At 58.0% G+C, this 16,010-nt stretch carries 14 protein-coding genes, 1 tRNA gene and 1 riboswitch; of the genes, 6 read left to right on the top strand and 9 right to left on the bottom strand.

The window, feature by feature from the left end:
- Positions 1–239: 239 nt before the first annotated feature.
- The 3 genes from BN1128_RS21995 to fdhD all read right to left on the bottom strand — a co-directional run bounded on the left by BN1128_RS21995 (position 240) and on the right by fdhD (position 5,180).
- Positions 240–1,447 (bottom strand): IS3 family transposase gene (locus BN1128_RS21995; RefSeq protein ID WP_156140613.1). Its coding sequence is split into 2 segments (ribosomal slippage): positions 240–1,129 and positions 1,129–1,447, totalling 1,209 coding nucleotides; the frame shifts between segments, so codons are not numbered across the junction.
- Positions 1,448–2,098: 651 nt separating this feature from the next.
- Positions 2,099–4,387 carry an FdhF/YdeP family oxidoreductase gene (locus BN1128_RS21980; protein WP_042872842.1) on the bottom strand — a complete coding sequence of 763 codons (2,289 nt, stop codon included), beginning with the start codon at positions 4,385–4,387 and terminating at the stop codon, positions 2,099–2,101.
- Positions 4,374–5,180 carry a formate dehydrogenase accessory sulfurtransferase FdhD gene (fdhD, locus tag BN1128_RS21975; protein WP_209428602.1) on the bottom strand — a complete coding sequence of 269 codons (807 nt, stop codon included), beginning with the start codon at positions 5,178–5,180 and terminating at the stop codon, positions 4,374–4,376. Before fdhD ends, BN1128_RS21980 begins: the two co-directional genes overlap by 14 nt.
- A 162-nt stretch (positions 5,181–5,342) precedes the next feature.
- On the opposite strand from fdhD, the gene BN1128_RS21970 reads away from it, so the two are divergent.
- The gene (locus tag BN1128_RS21970) at positions 5,343–6,254 is read left to right on the top strand and encodes a LysR family transcriptional regulator (RefSeq protein WP_042872838.1); all 912 of its coding nucleotides are present in this window, start codon (positions 5,343–5,345) and stop codon (positions 6,252–6,254) included.
- Between the two features lie 182 nt (positions 6,255–6,436).
- On the opposite strand, the gene BN1128_RS21965 is transcribed toward BN1128_RS21970, so the two are convergent.
- A tRNA-Ser gene (locus tag BN1128_RS21965) sits at positions 6,437–6,526 on the bottom strand.
- 418 nt (positions 6,527–6,944) lie between these two features.
- Here BN1128_RS21965 and BN1128_RS21960 point away from each other — a divergent pair.
- Together BN1128_RS21960 and BN1128_RS21955 are read left to right on the top strand one after the other, a co-directional pair.
- Positions 6,945–7,862 (top strand): L,D-transpeptidase family protein, encoded by a 918-nt coding sequence (locus BN1128_RS21960; RefSeq protein WP_042872836.1) that lies wholly within the window; start codon positions 6,945–6,947, stop codon positions 7,860–7,862.
- Between the two features lie 30 nt (positions 7,863–7,892).
- Entirely contained in the window at positions 7,893–8,825 is a 933-nt protein-coding gene (locus BN1128_RS21955) for a DUF481 domain-containing protein (RefSeq protein WP_042872834.1), read from the top strand.
- A 139-nt stretch (positions 8,826–8,964) separates the two neighbouring features.
- On the opposite strand, the gene BN1128_RS21950 is transcribed toward BN1128_RS21955, so the two are convergent.
- The 3 genes from BN1128_RS21950 to BN1128_RS21940 all read right to left on the bottom strand — a co-directional run bounded on the left by BN1128_RS21950 (position 8,965) and on the right by BN1128_RS21940 (position 11,524).
- On the bottom strand, positions 8,965–9,684 hold the full coding sequence (locus BN1128_RS21950) for a MaoC family dehydratase (protein WP_042872832.1): 720 nt from the start codon (positions 9,682–9,684) through the stop codon (positions 8,965–8,967).
- Positions 9,685–9,952: 268 nt separating this feature from the next.
- Complete coding sequence (gene rlmF / locus BN1128_RS21945) at positions 9,953–10,909, bottom strand: 23S rRNA (adenine(1618)-N(6))-methyltransferase RlmF (RefSeq protein WP_042872829.1); 957 nt, start codon at positions 10,907–10,909, stop codon at positions 9,953–9,955.
- Between the two features lie 150 nt (positions 10,910–11,059).
- Entirely contained in the window at positions 11,060–11,524 is a 465-nt protein-coding gene (locus tag BN1128_RS21940) for a C40 family peptidase (protein WP_042872990.1), read from the bottom strand.
- 299 nt (positions 11,525–11,823) lie between these two features.
- On the opposite strand from BN1128_RS21940, the gene BN1128_RS21935 reads away from it, so the two are divergent.
- Positions 11,824–12,546 carry a 4'-phosphopantetheinyl transferase family protein gene (locus BN1128_RS21935; RefSeq protein ID WP_042872827.1) on the top strand — a complete coding sequence of 241 codons (723 nt, stop codon included), beginning with the start codon at positions 11,824–11,826 and terminating at the stop codon, positions 12,544–12,546.
- On the top strand, positions 12,543–13,391 hold the full coding sequence (locus tag BN1128_RS21930) for a tetratricopeptide repeat protein (RefSeq protein ID WP_042872826.1): 849 nt from the start codon (positions 12,543–12,545) through the stop codon (positions 13,389–13,391). The genes BN1128_RS21935 and BN1128_RS21930 overlap by 4 nt, the downstream gene beginning before the upstream one ends.
- A 141-nt stretch (positions 13,392–13,532) precedes the next feature.
- On the opposite strand, the gene BN1128_RS21925 is transcribed toward BN1128_RS21930, so the two are convergent.
- Complete coding sequence (locus BN1128_RS21925) at positions 13,533–13,775, bottom strand: Lpp/OprI family alanine-zipper lipoprotein (protein ID WP_005334342.1); 243 nt, start codon at positions 13,773–13,775, stop codon at positions 13,533–13,535.
- A gap of 225 nt (positions 13,776–14,000) precedes the next feature.
- Positions 14,001–14,654, bottom strand: a complete 654-nt coding sequence (ribB, locus tag BN1128_RS21920) for a 3,4-dihydroxy-2-butanone-4-phosphate synthase (protein ID WP_042872823.1) — start codon at positions 14,652–14,654, stop codon at positions 14,001–14,003.
- Between the two features lie 105 nt (positions 14,655–14,759).
- A riboswitch (FMN riboswitch) is annotated at positions 14,760–14,914 on the bottom strand.
- 209 nt (positions 14,915–15,123) lie between these two features.
- Here ribB and purU point away from each other — a divergent pair.
- The gene (gene purU, locus BN1128_RS21915) at positions 15,124–15,960 is read left to right on the top strand and encodes a formyltetrahydrofolate deformylase (RefSeq protein ID WP_042872821.1); all 837 of its coding nucleotides are present in this window, start codon (positions 15,124–15,126) and stop codon (positions 15,958–15,960) included.
- Positions 15,961–16,010: the final 50 nt, after the last annotated feature.

Genomic DNA, 16,010 nt, shown 5'->3' with positions numbered 1-16,010 from the left:
TGCAACCACCAAAACACCGCAACATAGATCGAAAGTGATCGCAGGGGGAACCTATGCCTGTACCGACACCCATACCTTTGTGCAGCCCGGCCGCCCATTGCCAATTTATAGTCGCCTGCAGTATCTGTTTTTGACACAACGATCCAGGAGCCATGATGATGTTCAACACCATGCTGTCCGCTCTCTATCGCCATTTGATACTTGGATTTGACCCCATAGATCCAGACACTCTTTCCCGCTTAGGGTTGTGATACCCGGCTGCGCAGATATTCCCGAGGTGAACGATACCCCAAGGCGCTGTGCGGGTGGTGCTCATTGTAATGCTCGAACGCGATAGCCAAATTGCCTACCGCAGTATGGCTATCCGGTTTCGGCATCATCTCGATATAGTCTCGCTTCATCGTCTTCACGAAGCTCTCCGCTATACCGTTGCTCTGTGGACTCCTCACCGCCGTCGTTCTGGGCTCCAACCCAATTTCTCTTGCGAACGCGCGGGTCTCATGGGCCCGGTACGCCGACCCATTATCTGTCAGCCATTCCACCGGTGATGCCGGCAACGAATCCCCGAAGCGACGTTCAACCGAGCTCAGCATGACATCCTGTACCGTGTCACTGTCATAACCCCCGGTACTGGCTGCCCAATCCAAGGCTTCCCTGTCACAGCAGTCCATAGCGAAAGTGACCCGTAGTTTTTCGCCGTTATCGCAGCGAAACTCAAAGCCATCCGAGCACCACCGCTGATTGCTCTCTTTGACGGCGACACGCCCCTTATGTGCCTGATGGGTCAAGGAAGCCACAGGTTTTCTTTCCAACAGCAGGCCATGTTCGCGCATGACGCGATACACCCGCTTTGCGTTGACGACGGGCTGTCCTTGGGCCTCAGACTGACGCCGTAACAGCGCCCAGACTCGCCGATAGCCATAGGAGGGGAGCTCTGCCACCGCATCCATGATCCGGGCAAGCAAAACGCGGTCATCTCGCTGGCGGCGATGCTGACGGCCATCTCGCCAGTCTGACTTTCGATGAACATGAACGGATAGTTGCGCACGCGATACACCCAGGGCCTGGCTCACCGCCCTTAATCGTCGTCCCCCGGCAACAAGGGCGCATGCGCTATCCATTTTTTTGCTCGGCCATACTCCACGGCTTCTTTGAGGATCTCGTTCTCCATGGTCTTCTTCCCGAGCAGACGCTGGAGTTCCCGTATCTGTTTGATAGCTGCGGCGAGCTCAGATGCAGGAACGACGTCTTCACCTGAGGTGATCGCGGTGAGTGACCCTTCCTGGAATTGTTTGCGCCATTTGAAGAGCTGGTTGGCGTTGACGTCATGCAAATGTGCGACATGAGACACCGTCATACCGGGCTCAAAAGTTTGCTGCACCATGGCGATTTTTTCTTGTGGAGACCTGCGTCGACGGCGCTCGGCCCCTGTTAACACTTCGACCATCTTCTCGTTGCGACTAGTACTGAACATAGTTCTAAGACTACCTCTTAAGTTAAGAGGGGCGAAGTGTCTGGTTCTTCAATGGGCTAATCTAATACTATCTCAAGACTACCTTAATTAGGCTGGACTAGACCTGCCGATAGGCCCTTTCAGTCTCCATATCCGGCAACAGGATCAATTGGTCACGCTGTTCATTCCGCTGGATGACATTTCGACCACCGCCCTGACAACCATGGCCGATTGGCCCGTACTGCAACGCAGCCACAGCGGTAAACGTGGCACCCTTCTTTGGAGCAGAGAATGGTTGGACATTCTGGTTGACCTAATCAGCCGCATGCTGCACCAAGCTGAAAACCTGGCTCTAGCAACAACCTCAACAGCTAATGAAAATACGAGCCGCCTCCCTATCGGGAGCCATGGATAACCCGCTGCAGCCATGACTAACATTTATTTACAATGTAGAAAGCTGAAGCAATCATTGATGGCCTCAGCTTTAGTTTATAAAAAGACCTTGTTGGACAATTCAGAGGTGAGACTACCTGCACACCAGCGACTTTCCTTGCTTAATTGACTCAATGCCAAACGGGCATATCCTCCTGTTCATGATTTTCACCCCCACTAAAATCCGCCCGACCAAGGCTGGCTATTGCCCTCTCACTTGAGCAACAGATTGTCCTGCTGACGGGTGGCGGTGACCAGCACGGGTATCGACTTGGAGGTGGGGGTAAACGAGCCCTCCCCGATACTGTCGATGGGCGCCAGCGGGTTGGTTTCGGGATAGTAAGCCGCGATATTGCCCTGCGGGATCTCGTAGATCACCACGTTGAATCCGGTCACAATCCGCTCGCGCCCATCGTTGCAGATGGCCGCCATATCGACCCGCTCCCCTTCGGCAAAACCGAGACGACGGGCATCTTCCCCGTTCATGAAGACCACGTTGCGCTGGCCCTTGATGCCACGATAGCGATCGTCCATGCCGTAGATTGTCGTGTTGTACTGATCGTGGGAGCGCAGGCTCTGCAGCAGCAATACCGGCTGATCGCTCATCTGCTCGGCATGGCGGGTACACTCCGGCAGCACAGAGCGCGGCAGGGTGCTGGCGCGAAACTCGGCGCTGCCGCTGGCGGTATTCCACGTCAGTTGCGCCGCGGCGTTGTCCAGATGAAAGCCACACGGCTGCTGGATGCGGGCATTGAAATCGGTGAATCCTGCGATGGTCTGCTCGATGAGATCGCGAATGCGCCCATAGTCATCGCGCAGGCCCAGCCAATCGACCCGCTCACTGCCAAGGGTGGCGTGGGCCATCCGCGCCACTATGTCGGTCTCTGACAAGCAGAGTGGCGACACCGGCTCGGCCGTACCGGTCGAAGCGTGCACCATGCTGAAGGTATCCTCCACCGTGATCTTCTGGTTGCCCGTGCACTGAATATCGAGCTCGGTGCGACCGAGGCAGGGCAGGATCAGCGCCGCCTTGCCCACCTGCAGATGACTGCGGTTGAGCTTGGTGCTGATCTGCACGTTAAGTGCGGCCTTTTTCATCGCCCCATAAGTGAAGTCGGTGTCTGGTGCTGCGGCGGCCAGGTTGCCGCCCAGGCAGATGAGCACCTTGCTCTTGCCCTCGTGCAGCGCCTTGAGCGCCTCATAAACATTGTGACCGCGAGTCCGCGGCAGGCTCACCAGCAGGTGACGCTCGAGCCGGCCGATAAAGGCGGCGGTCGGCTTCTCGTTGATCCCCATGGTGCGGTTGCCCTGCACGTTGCTGTGGCCCCGCACCGGACAGAGCCCCGCCCCCGGCTTGCCCATCTGGCCGCGCATCAGGTGCAGGTTGACTATTTCACGGATGGTGTCGACCGAGTGCAGATGCTGGGTCAGCCCCATGGCCCAGCAGCTGATGACGCTGCGGCTGGCGGCAAACACACGGGCAGCCTGCACTATGTCGGCGCGAGTCAGGCCGGATTGCCGCTCGATCTCGGCCCAGCCGGTGGCGCGCACCTGCGCTTCGTATTCGTCAAAGTGGCGGGTATGGCGGGCGATAAAGTCGCGATCCACCACCTCCGGCGCCTCTTCCAGCATGTACTTGGCCATGCCACGGATGGCGGCCATGTCGCCGCCCAGTTTGGGCGTCAGATATTGATGGCTGATGGTGGTGGCTGCCGGGGTCAGCAGCTCCAGCGGACTTTGCGGACTGGCAAAGCGCTCGAGGGCCACCTCTTTGAGGTTGTTGAAGCTGACAATCTTGCAGCCATTTCGCGCCGCCTGGCGCAGGGCATTCATCATGCGCGGATGGTTGGTGCCCGGATTCTGGCCATAGACGAACACGGCCTCGGCACGGTCAAAATCATCCAGCACGACCGTGCCCTTGCCGATGCCGACCGACTGAGTCAGCGCCACCCCGCTCGCCTCGTGGCACATGTTGGAGCAGTCGGGGAAGTTGTTGGTGCCAAACAGGCGGCCAAACAGCTGATAAAGGTAAGAAGCCTCGTTGCTGGCACGGCCCGAGGTGTAAAACTCCACCTCGTCCGGGCTGTCGAGTCCCTTTAGGGTGTCGGCGATAAGCGCAAAGGCGTCGTCCCAGCTTATCGGTTCATAGTGATCGGTCGCCGGATTGTAGCGCAGCGGCTCGGTCAGCCGCCCCTGATACTCCAGCCAGTAGTCGCTCTGGGTGGCCAGCTGGCGCACCGAGTGGGCCGCAAAAAACGCGGCCCCCACCGTCTTGCCGGTCGATTCCCACGCCACCGCCTTGGCGCCGTTTTCGCAGAACTGGAAGGCGCCGTGATCGTTGTCGCCCCAGGCACAGCCCGGGCAGTCGAAGCCGTCTGTCTGGTTGACCCGCAGCAGATTCTTGATGTTCTGGCGGGTCTTCTGGCTGCGCAACACCTGCTTCATGGTGGACTGCAGGGACGAAAAACCGCCTGCTTTGGCAGGCTTTTCAATATGACTCATGGCACTCTCCGATGGGATCCGCCGGGCGATAGCTGGAGTAGCTGACCGGGGCATCAAACTTGGGAATATGGACGACATTGAGGTTGTATTTGAGGGCCAGCCTGACCGCCAGCTGGCTAGGGGACGCCAGGCAGACGAGGTGGCGAGCGCCGAACAGCGCTGCTTTTTGCACCAGCTCGCTGCCGCAGCGACTGGTCACTACCAGGGTGTCGCAGGCCTGTGGTTGGCGCAACAAGAGACCGATCAGCTTGTCGAGGGCATTGTGGCGCCCTATATCTTCGCGGCAGTGGAGGATCTGCCCCTGCCCATCCAGCGCCAGCGCCGCATGGAGGGCGCCAGAGTGTTGCCCCTTGAGCTGCCAGCGGGCGATCTGCGGTCGCAGTTCGGCCAACAGCGCAACATCAAGGGGTGGGCTCAGCGGCAATGGCTGCAATGGGGGAAATGCCTGCTCGACCGCCTCCACACCGCAGATACCGCAGCCGGTGGCGCCGGTCAGCCTGCGCCGACGCTGCTGTAGCTGCGCCAGACAACGATTGGCGATGGTAACATCCAGCACAAAGCCATGTTCAGCGGGGGATACCCGAATATCGTGCACATCGTGGTTGCGTCGGATGATCGACTCGCAGAACAGAAATCCTATGGCAAAATCGTCGAGATCGTCCGGTGTCGCCATCATCACCGCATGGTTGATGCCATTGATATTGATGGAGACCGCCACCTCCTCCACCAGATGATCCAGCGAAGGCAAGGCGTGGTGGAGAGTGTGTGGAACGGTGGGGTTGGCTGCCGGCATGAAAGGTTGGCCTAAAAATGCAATCTGCATTCAAGTTTAGAGAGGCCGCACCGGCAAAACCAATGAATTAAATCTATCTCCCGATAGAATCACTCTATTGACGATGAATTTTCAATTGATTAATTTTAACTATCACCCCGCCAGACGCCTCGCAAGATCGCGATGAACATCAAGCAACTGCACTATTTTCACGAACTGGCCAAGCATCGGCATTTTGCCAAGGCCGCCAAAGCCTGCCACATCACCCAGCCGACCCTGTCGGCCAGCATCACGGCACTGGAAAAAAATCTGGGCACGGATCTGGTGGTACGCACCAGCCAATTCGTCGCCCTCACCGAGGCGGGCGAGCTGGTGCGCCAGTATGCCGAGCGAATGCTGCTCGAACAGGAGGCACTCAAACAGGAGCTGGCGCTGTTTCACGGCGAGTTGTCTGGCACCTTGCGCATCGGCATAGTGCCGCAGTCCAATGTCGACATCATGCCGCTCATCGCCCGCTGCAAGCAGCGCTACCCCGATATCGTTATTCGCCTGTCGGTGCTGAGCAACGAGGCCCTGCTGTCACAGCTGGCGCTGCACCAGTGCGACATAGGCCTAGGGTTTGACGAGCCCCCGGGCGAACCTGGCAGGCGCACCGTCCATGTTTACCCTCAGGGTCAAAACCGGATGGTTGTGTTGATGAGCCGCGGCGCGGCAGAGCCCCTCCCCTCTTCTGAGCCCATGGCCCTGGCCAGTCTGCAACACAGACCGCTGGTGCTGCCAAGCCGCTCCATGCAGTTTCGCAGATACCTGGATCTCGCCGCCGAGCAGGCGGGGATCCCGCTCAACGTGGTGCTGGAGACAGACTCCCTGTTCCACCTGGTGAGCGCGGTGCGCCATCGGCTGGGCTGGGCCATCGTCAGCGCTGGCCTCGCCCACTCCGCCAGCCAGCTTTCGGATCTGGTCTGTCATCCCCTAGAACCGATCGAAGCCGGCAGCACCGTTTTTATTACTCGCCAGCACAGCATCACCCCCGCCATACGCGCCTTCCTCGCACTGGCAACAGAAGCAGCAACCAGTGCCAACTATGCAGATTGATCCACTCCGGGGCTGGCGCTGCATCTTCACACTCGCCAAGGTAGCTATTTGTAACAGGGGTCTCGTTACCAACGATGGTGGGCCTGCGTGCCATAACCATTAATGTCAGGCAACAAAAAACCCGCAAGGCGAGCGCGTTGCGGGTCTTCGGCATCTTGTCGGCACGAGCCAGACAAGGAATATGGCGGAGAGACAGGGATTCGAACCCTGGGTGGTATTGCTACCACAATTGATTTCGAGTCAATCCCGTTCGGCCACTCCGGCATCTCTCCACGGGGCTTCATTCTTACCGAACCCGGTCTGGTAAATCAACTTGAATCTCTTTAAAGATCAAACGACTGCCTATAAAACAGGCAAGACACACTGTTTTTACCGTGGGCCTGTACATGGCGCTTCAACGACGCTTTGGCGCAGAGCCCAATAGGCAGCCTGGCGAGTGTGATGACGCCCCCTACAACAGGCCTGCTTGCGGGTTGCGGTCTTTCCCATCACAGGCAGAGTTCATCCAGGGTTATCCGGCACTGTACTAAAAAGGTGTGGAAAGTCGTCCAAAGGGGCGTTTTTCGAAGCAAGACTCCTCTGTAGCCCTTGTGGGACGGGCTGGTAATCAGGTGTGGATTGGTTAACAATTTCACCTCTTTTTTCAGGGCGGGCAGTGACCGGCCCTCACGCCATTTGACAGGAAGTACCATGTTCAATGCACGAATCGTCTCACTGCTGCTGATGACAGCCAGCATCTGGAGCGCGCCAACCTGGGCCACGACCTATCCCTTGCCACCGGCAGGCAGCCGTTTGATTGGCGAGCTGGAGGACTATATAGTCCAGCCGGACGAGCACCTTGAACTGATCGGCAAGCACACCCAGATTGGTTTTTTGGCACTGCTCGAGGCAAATCCCGGAGTTGATCCCTATTTACCCAAACCGGGCACCCGCTTGACCCTGCCGACCCAGATGTTGCTGCCGGATGTGCCAAGAGAAGGCATTGTCATCAACCTGCCAGAGCTGCGTCTCTACTACTTCCCCAAGGGAGAAAATGAGGTGATCGTCTTGCCCATCGGCATTGGCGACATAGGGCGGGAAACCCCTGAAATGACCACGACAGTGATCGCCAAGAACCCCAACCCGACCTGGGTACCCGGGCCCATGGTGCGAAAATCCTGGCTGGAGCAGAAGGGGATCACGCTGCCCGCGGTTGTACCGCCAGGCCCGGACAATCCCCTCGGCAAGTTCGCCATGCGCCTGGGTTACGGCAAGCAGGACTACCTCATTCATGGCACCAACAAGGAGTTTGGCGTCGGCCTGCGGGTCAGCGCGGGCTGCATTCGCCTGCGCCCCGATGATATCGAGGCCCTGTTCAACATAGTTCCCCTCGGCACCCAGGTACGGGTGATCAACCAGCCGGTCAAGACTGCCAGCGAACCCGATGGCCGCCACTGGCTGGAGGTCCACTCCCCCCTCTCTCGCACCGAACTGGAGCTGGAGCAGGGCGCCCCCCTGATCCTCTCAGCCGAGGTGGAAACCTTTATCGCCATGCCCGAGATCGACGGCGACAAGGTCGCTGCCGTGCTGAACAATAAGAACGGCATTCCACACCCCGTCAGCGGTTAACGGCAACCCTGTGTTCATGAAGGACTTTCCATGAGATACCGCTTCTGGTACTTGCTCTCCCTGTTGCTCAGCCCGATGGCGCTGGCCGACATCCTCTGGATGGACAACGGTGACCGGCTGACCGGTACCATAGAGGAGATTACGAATGAACAGGTACGCATAGCGCTGCCCTACAGCTCGCCGGTGAAGGGCGGCATTACCCTGCTCGCTCTCACTCCGGATGACAAGCGCGCCTGGCTGTGGACCGGCAGCAGTGACCTGAACGTGAAGCTGAAACACAACGACAAGCAGACCAACAACGTCAACCTGAAAGCCGAGACCGAGGTGGCCAATCTCGACTGGCGATACAGCTTGGGTGGGGAATACATCTACGAGACGGCCAACAACGTCACCAACAGCCATGAGTATCGACTCAAGCCCATGCTGGACTTCTTCTTCGACCAGAACTGGTTCGTGCGATCCTCCATCGACTATGAATATCAGATGCTCGACGCTAACTATCTGAACCTGAGTTATGCCTCGGGCCCGGGTTACAGGTTCTGGAACGACAAGAAACGCCGTCTTGAGCTCATCACCCAGGCCGGTCTGGAGCGTTCCTATCTCAAACCCGCTGCCTACGATGAGTCCAACATGGCCGACATCTTTGATGACAGGATCATCAACTACCCGCTCATCAATTTGGGCTGGGACTACCGACAGCCTGTCTCCTTGTGGTCAGAGAACATAGAGCTGTTCAGCAAGGGGGGCTACAAGCGCTACCTGGCCCAGCCCTCTCCTTATGTGACTCAGGAACAATCCATTCAGGGGAGTATTGGGCTGCGTTACTACTTCAACGATCACTTGCGCCTCTCCTGGTCGAGCGAGCTGGACTGGGATGATGCCTGGTGGGACTACCAGGGTACTCACCAACAGCTGGCAAGCAAGGAGTGGCGCCACCTGATAAGCCTAGGGGCCAGCTTCTAGTCATCAGCGCAAGCCATTCACGGGCGAATGGCGGAGCCACAAACAAGCAGTACAACTGCCATAAACAAAACAGGCTCACCGAGGTGAGCCTGTTTTGTTTCAATAGGATTGATGCCACTGGGTGACGGCCGTCACGATATCAGAAGTAGATCCGGGTGACAGATTCAATGACGCAGCCGGGGCGACGGATGCCTTCGATCTCGACCTTGATCTCCTTGAGCAGCTCAAGACCGCCCTTGATGGGGGTCACCCGCAGCAGCTTGGTGCGTGCGCGGATATTGCTGTCCACCTTGATAGGATACGGGAAACGCACCTGATCCAGCCCGAAGTTCACCACCATGCGAGCATTCGGAAACTCGGGCGTCGCCTCGTTGATGCTGCCCGTCAGCCGCGGCAGCAGCGCCAGGGTCAGAAAACCATGGGCTATGGTGGTCTTGAACGGTGACTCGGCAGCAGCACGCTCAGGGTCTGTGTGGATCCACTGATTGTCACCGGTCACGGCGGCAAACTCATTGATCATCTGCTGGCTCACCAGCAGCCATTCACCCACGTGGGTCTCGGCGCCTATGCTGGGCTGCAGAGTGGCAAACAGAGCCGCAGCCTCACCATTGAGCTCAACCGCCGGCTCATCAGCCTGCAGGGGCTGGCCGTTGGCAATCTGCGCCGAGCCTGCTTGCCGCTGCACGGGCTGGCTGTCAGCTTGCAGATCCAGCACACGCCCCAGCAGAGGGTGGAGGTGTGCCTTTTGCTGAAACTCACGCCAGTAGTCGCGGATCGCCGGAGAGAGCCAATCCTTGAGCTCAAAGGGGTGCTGCGCCAGAATTTCGCGCTTGCGCTTCAGAAAATCGACAACTTTCATCTACCGATCCCTATTCGATTCAAAGCCTGTAAAGAGGTCTAACCAGTCCTATTTTATGAAAATTTCAACTGCAAGTGCAAAAAAATCTCAGCGTACAGCTGTACCACGGGCAGAAGTGGTCACTAACCTGTCGGCTGCAAGCCTGATGGCACAAGGAGAAAAACGATTGCTGTGGCCAGCGTCAGGCGACCATGGACGCCGCGCAAACAGAGGCCGAAACAAGGGGAATGCCGTTCGAGTGCCTTTGTCGATGCCCTGCCTGGGCCCGTCAGGCGTCGTCACGCGGTGCCGGCTGCCACCACTGCCCGCAGGTGACCTCATCCAGAAAACACCAGGCCAGGATCCGGCTCACCTTGTTGCCCTGGGCCATGTCGATCACCCGCACCTGACGGGCCCCGACCTGGGCCAGTGCCTTCTTCGCAGCCGGCAGGTTCTCCTTCTTCGATACCAGCGAACTGAACCAGAGGCACTGGCTGGCGAATTCCTTGCTCTGGGCGATCATGGCGGCGAGAAACGCGGCCTCACCCCCTTCACACCAGAGCTCGGCCTTCTGGCCGCCGAAGTTGAGCAGGGGCGTCCCCTTCACGGCTTTGCCCAGGTTGCGCAGCTTGCGCTCGCTGCCCTTGCTCGCCTCATCGAGCGAGCCATGGAACGGCGGATTGCACAGGGTCAGAGCGAAGCGCTCCTGCGGGCTTATGATGCTGCGAAAGACGTGTTTGGCATTGCCCTGATGGCGGCACTCGATCTGTCCACCCAGTCCGTTGCTTCTGGCCAGCAGGTTCGCCGCCTTGACCGAGACAGGATCGATATCGGACCCAACGAAGCGCCAGCCATATTCGCGCGCGCCCAGCAATGGGTAGATGCAGTTCGCCCCCACGCCGATATCCAGCACCCGCACCCCCTTGCCGGTCGGTACGCGCCCCGCACTTTCGGCCAGCAGATCCGCCACCCGATGCAGGTAGTCCACCCGTCCCGGTATCGGCGGGCAGAGATAACCTGCCGGCAGATCCCAGTGCGCAATGCCGTAGTGCAGTGCCAGCAAGGCCTTGTTCAGCGCCTTGACGGCGGCAGGATCGGCAAAGTCCAGGGTCTGGGTACCGTGCTCGTTGACGAATACCAAGGGCCGCAGCTCGGGGGTACGCTGGCAGAGCGCATCGAAATCATAGGGAGCCTGATGGCGATTGCGTGGATGCAATCCGGATTTGCGGTCGGAGTGGGTCTTCATGCTGGGCCTGCCGAGGGAAAACGGGCCCACACTATAGTGATTTGGCCCCGGAAAGTCTAAATTGCGGCCACAAAAAACCGGGCTTCAGGAGCCCGGTTCAAGTGAGGTTGGAAAAACAGTCCGTACTGCGAGCCGTTTGTCCAGCCTGACTCAGATGTCGATCCGGCGTGCTTGCCAGAACTTGCTGCGCCAATAGGAGCTATCCAGCTTGGAGCGCGTCACCCCGGCACGGGTCGAGGCGTGAATGAATTCACCATTGCCTACATAGATACCGACATGATTGAGACGGCGATTGATCTTGAAGAACACCAAGTCCCCTTCGACCAGATCTTGCTTGGAAACACGAGTGCCTTCATGGACTTGGGAGCGGGTGTCACGGGGTAATTCGACACCGACGGCATTGCGGAACACTTCACGGGCAAAGGCGGAACAATCTATGCCTCGCTGGCTGCTGCCTCCCATGCGGTACGGGACGCCACGCCACTCTTTATATACTGTCAGGATTTCATTCACATCGGGTGTTTGCGAAGCTTCCGGTTCAATAATGGGTTCCATCATGGAAACTTCAATCTTGCTCGCGACCTCGGGCTGGGGTGCCGAGGCACAACCCACCATTCCGAGCGCGACCAGCAGTAGTATCAGGTGGCGCAATCCTTTATCCCCGCAAAATAGTAAAACTTGTTAAAATACGGCCCAGAAGGGCAATTTATAAGGCAACAGCACCCGACTATATCCAAGAATTCTATCGAGGCAAGCGAAAATCCCTATCGACATCACATTTCTGCAAGGAAATGCATTATTTTTCATGATTAATGTGATCATGCCCAAACAATATACAATCTCGAAAGAGGCCATCCTTGCTCGATCAAACTGACTTTTATCGCTGTTTCATCCCTCTTTTAAAGTGAAAAATTATGATTTCTGTGGATCTCTATTTGTTAAAACCGGCAAATATCGGCGCCGACCAGCTGGCTCTGCTGCCGGACGAGCTCTCCCTGACAGAGCGGCAACGGTGGCAGGAGATCCACCATCCGGGACGCCGCCAGGAGTTCCTGATCAGCCGTGTGCTGCTCAGGCGCCTGCTGGCCGATCGCCTGCAATGCCAGGCCAGCGAGCTGCTGTTTTGCACCAACCCCCACGGCAAACCCGAACTGAGCGACCAGCGCTGGCAGTTCAACCTCAGCCACAGCGGCAACTGGCTGGTGATCGCACTCTGTGCCAGGGGACCGCTTGGGGTGGATATAGAGCTGGGCCAGCGTTGCCGCCAGACACTGCCACTGGCGAGACGCTTCTATGCAACCAGCGAGTACAAGTGGCTCGCCGCCCTGCCCGCAGAAGAGCAGGAAAGCGCCTTCTATCGGCTCTGGTCACGCAAGGAGGCGGTGTTGAAGGCCCACGGTGCCGGCATTGCCGCCGGGCTCGACAAGGTATGCTTTGTGCCGCAGCAGGAGTGGCGGTTCGATAATCGGCTCGATGAGCACGATTACCGGGTACAGGATTGGCCTCTTGGCAGCGGCTGGCTCAGCCTCGCCGCCCCGACCCTGGCCGTCAACGGCTGGCTGCTGGATGACAACTTGAAATCCGCCTCCATCAACCCCATGTTAACTCACACCATTTTCCAAGAGTCAGCCTCATGATCGTCGACATCAATCCCCAGAATTTCCAAACCGCACTGATCGATGCTTCCATGAAAAAGCCGGTCGTCATCTATTTCCACGCCCCCCAGATGCCCGAGTGTCAGGGCATGACCCCGCTGGTGGAGTCACTGGTTGGCCCGGCCAACCCCCAGGTGACCCTGGCCCGAGTCGACATGAACGATCCGCAGCTGCAACCGCTGGCCAGCCAGCTCGGCCTGCGGGCCCTGCCCGCACTGGTACTCTTCCATCAGGGTCGCCCGGACGAACAGGCCATTCTGGAAGGGCCGCAAGACGAAGCCACCCTGCGCCACTATTTTGCCGCCTTCGCTCCCAAAGAGGAGGAACTGCTGTTCGAGCAGGCGCAGCAGGCACTGGCAGACGGCCAGGCGGATGTGGCCTATGCCCATCTCACCAAGGCTCACCAGCTGGCTCCGGAGCGCCACGACATCAGCCTGTGGCTCATTCAAGCGGCGCTGGATCTCAATCTGCTGGACGAAGCGCAGGAGCGACTCGGCAAGATCCCCATGATCGCGCAGGATGACCACTATCAGACCCTGAGTTCCCGGCTGGCACTGGCACTGCAGGCCGCAGACAGCCCTGAACTGCGGGCGCTGGAGGCGCGTTATGAACAGGATCCTGACAACTTCACCCTGACCCAGGAGCTGGCGGTGCAATACAACCAGGCGGGTCGACAGGAAGAGGCGCTGGCCTTGCTGTTCACCATCCTCAAGTGCGATCTGGCTTTTGGCGATGCCAAGAAGACCTATCTGGACATTCTGACCACCATGGGCGCCCATCCGGCGGCACAGAGCTACCGTCGCAAGCTCTACAGCCTGCTCTACTGATCGATGCGGGAATGAAAGACGGGGTGATGCCGAGGAGTCGGCATTGCCTTGCAGAGGTGTATTTCAGGGGCAGAAAGAGGGGAATTGACGAATTTCAGGCAAAAAAAAATGGCGCATGAATGCGCCATTTTTTCGCATGGATTACTTCTTGTAGGAAGTAGCCATGTTGTCGATGCGCTGGTTAGCACGCATAGCTTCTTGCTTGGCTTCTGCAACATCAGCAGCGATCTTGGATTGATCAGCACGAACTGCGCTAACATCTTGAGCCAGTTGGTCAACTTTGTTAGACAGATTCTGAACGGAGGTTTCCAGTTCGCTGGTGTTTGCACAACCGCCCAGCAGAGCGGACAGACCAACAACACCTACCAACAACAATTTTTTCATTTTTAAAAGCTCCCTTTAACTCGCCAGACGTTTAGCAAGCGGCGTGATTATGGCACAAAAGAATCATACTTTGGATAGGCCTCATCACAGATAAATGCATTAAAACCCTCATTTTTTTTTAGTTGCACACTTTATGCGCAAACTTTAAGCAAAAATGAGTGTCTCTGGATGAGGTTCGCACAGAGCGTAACCAAATTTTGGGCTTATTACAATTTCGTATGAGGCTCAGGCAGAACGTTCTGACAACAATTGACGATATTGCACCAGGTCCTCGATGGTCAGCACAGGCATCTGATGAAGGCGACCGAAGGCAACCAGGTCTGGCAGACGAGCCATGGAGCCATCTTCTTTGGTCAGTTCACACAAGACCCCGAACGGTTTGAGGCCAGCAAGCTGCATCAGATCGACCGTGGCTTCGGTATGGCCGCGGCGTGTCAGCACACCGCCGGTACGAGCCCGCAGCGGGAAGACATGACCGGGGCGATGCAGATCTGAGGGTTCGGCACCATCGGCGATAGCCGCACGAATGGTAGTGATGCGATCGGCCGCAGAGACGCCCGTGGTCACCCCTTGCGCCGCTTCTATAGTGACGGTGAAGGCGGTCTGATAGTGGCTGGAGTTCGCCTCCACCATCATAGGCAACTCAAGCTGGCGAACGCGTTCGTCGGTCAGACAGAGGCAGACGATGCCGGAGCACTCGCGGATCATCATGGCCATCTGTTCATTGGTCATGGATTGGGCGGCGAAGATGAGGTCGCCTTCGTTCTCCCGATCTTCATCGTCGGCTACCAATACGCCACGACCGGCCCGCAGGGCCGCCAACGCAGCTTCAACCCGCGCAAGGGGATCACCGAATTCACTGAGTAGAGACTGATTCATGGTAAGACTCCTAAACAAGACAAGGACCAGAATCAGGGCATGGAAAGGCAGACAGAGATAGGTATGCAGCGGCAAGCCCAACGGGGGCCATGCCTGCAATATCTGTCTTATCCTCTTTCATCCGGACTATGACCGTCGGCTCCGGCATCTCACCGGATCTGCTGACCCCGACCCTGATTGCAAGGTCGGGCGCTCGCGGGCTCCCCGAGTCAGATCGGGATACCGCCGGTGGGGAATTTCACCCCGCCCTGAGAATAAGCGCAGACAGCCTAAAGAAAAAAAACGCAGGATACCAGCCCAAAACCCATCAAAGATGAATATGGAACCAACCGGTGCCCGCCGCCAACAACTTGGCGCACGCACGCACGGCACACTGTCTTTTCTGATTTTGTTTATGGCATAGTGCCTGAAAAAACGCGCAGCCTGCGCAGACTCAGGCGCCAACACCACAAACGGAATCATGACAGAGATGGAAAAGAAAATACTGCTGACGGACTGTCCGGACGCCAAGGGCCTCATCGCCAAGATCACCAACATCTGCTACAAGCACCAGCTCAACATCAACAAGAACGATGAGTTCGTGGATAACGAAAACGGTCGCTTCTTCATGCGCACCGAGCTGGAGGGGCGTTTCAACGACGAGACCCTGCTGGCGGATCTGGATGATGCCCTGCCCGCCGGTGCCCAACGCCGTCTGGTCAAGGCCGGCAAGAAGCGCATCGTCATCCTGGTGACCAAGGAGACCCACTGCCTCGGCGACATCCTGATGAAGAACTACGCCGGTGCGCTGGACATGGACATAGTGGCGGTGATCGGCAACTACGATACGCTCGCAGAATTGACGGGCAAGTTCGACATTCCGTTCCACACCGTCAGCCACGAGGATCTGAGCCGCACCGAGCACGAAGAGCAGGTACGCGCCATCATAGACGGCTATCAGCCCGACTACGTGATCCTGGCCAAGTACATGCGGGTGCTGACGCCGAGCTTCGTCGAAGCCTATCCGCGCAAGATCCTCAACATACACCACTCCTTCCTGCCGGCCTTCATCGGTGCCCGTCCCTACCGCCAGGCGTTCGATCGCGGGGTCAAGCTGATCGGCGCCACCGCCCACTTCGTCACCGACGATCTGGACGAGGGCCCCATCGTCGAGCAGGACGTGATCCATGTCGGCCACGCCTTCAGTGCCGACGACATGGCCAGGGCCGGTCGCGACGTGGAGAAATCCGTGCTGAGCCGCGCGCTGGAGCTGGTGCTCAACGAGCGGGTGTTCGTCTACGGCAACAAGACGGTGGTGTTCAAGTAACCCGCCTCTGGCATGACGCCAGAAACAACAAAGGCTCCCGCGGGAGCCTT

The sequence above is a fragment of the Aeromonas piscicola genome (genome assembly GCF_000820005.1).
Taxonomy (GTDB): domain Bacteria; phylum Pseudomonadota; class Gammaproteobacteria; order Enterobacterales; family Aeromonadaceae; genus Aeromonas; species Aeromonas piscicola.
Note: the sequence above shows the minus strand (reverse complement) of the source record. Positions and strands in the feature narration are given on the sequence as shown.

What these genes read in the sequence shown, in the direction of transcription:
- rlmF (WP_042872829.1), bottom strand. Translation starts at nt 10,909, where the DNA reads ATGAAGACCCACTCCGACCGCAAATCCGGATTGCATCCACGCAATCGC.
- BN1128_RS21925 (WP_005334342.1), bottom strand. Translation starts at nt 13,775, where the DNA reads ATGAAAAAATTGTTGTTGGTAGGTGTTGTTGGTCTGTCCGCTCTGCTG.
- fdhD (WP_209428602.1), bottom strand. Translation starts at nt 5,180, where the DNA reads ATGCCGGCAGCCAACCCCACCGTTCCACACACTCTCCACCACGCCTTG.
- BN1128_RS21950 (WP_042872832.1), bottom strand. Translation starts at nt 9,684, where the DNA reads ATGAAAGTTGTCGATTTTCTGAAGCGCAAGCGCGAAATTCTGGCGCAG.
- ribB (WP_042872823.1), bottom strand. Translation starts at nt 14,654, where the DNA reads ATGAATCAGTCTCTACTCAGTGAATTCGGTGATCCCCTTGCGCGGGTT.
- BN1128_RS21980 (WP_042872842.1), bottom strand. Translation starts at nt 4,387, where the DNA reads ATGAGTCATATTGAAAAGCCTGCCAAAGCAGGCGGTTTTTCGTCCCTG.
- BN1128_RS21970 (WP_042872838.1), top strand. Translation starts at nt 5,343, where the DNA reads ATGAACATCAAGCAACTGCACTATTTTCACGAACTGGCCAAGCATCGG.
- BN1128_RS21960 (WP_042872836.1), top strand. Translation starts at nt 6,945, where the DNA reads ATGTTCAATGCACGAATCGTCTCACTGCTGCTGATGACAGCCAGCATC.
- BN1128_RS21940 (WP_042872990.1), bottom strand. Translation starts at nt 11,524, where the DNA reads ATGGTGGGTTGTGCCTCGGCACCCCAGCCCGAGGTCGCGAGCAAGATT.
- BN1128_RS21955 (WP_042872834.1), top strand. Translation starts at nt 7,893, where the DNA reads ATGAGATACCGCTTCTGGTACTTGCTCTCCCTGTTGCTCAGCCCGATG.
- purU (WP_042872821.1), top strand. Translation starts at nt 15,124, where the DNA reads ATGGAAAAGAAAATACTGCTGACGGACTGTCCGGACGCCAAGGGCCTC.
- BN1128_RS21930 (WP_042872826.1), top strand. Translation starts at nt 12,543, where the DNA reads ATGATCGTCGACATCAATCCCCAGAATTTCCAAACCGCACTGATCGAT.
- BN1128_RS21935 (WP_042872827.1), top strand. Translation starts at nt 11,824, where the DNA reads ATGATTTCTGTGGATCTCTATTTGTTAAAACCGGCAAATATCGGCGCC.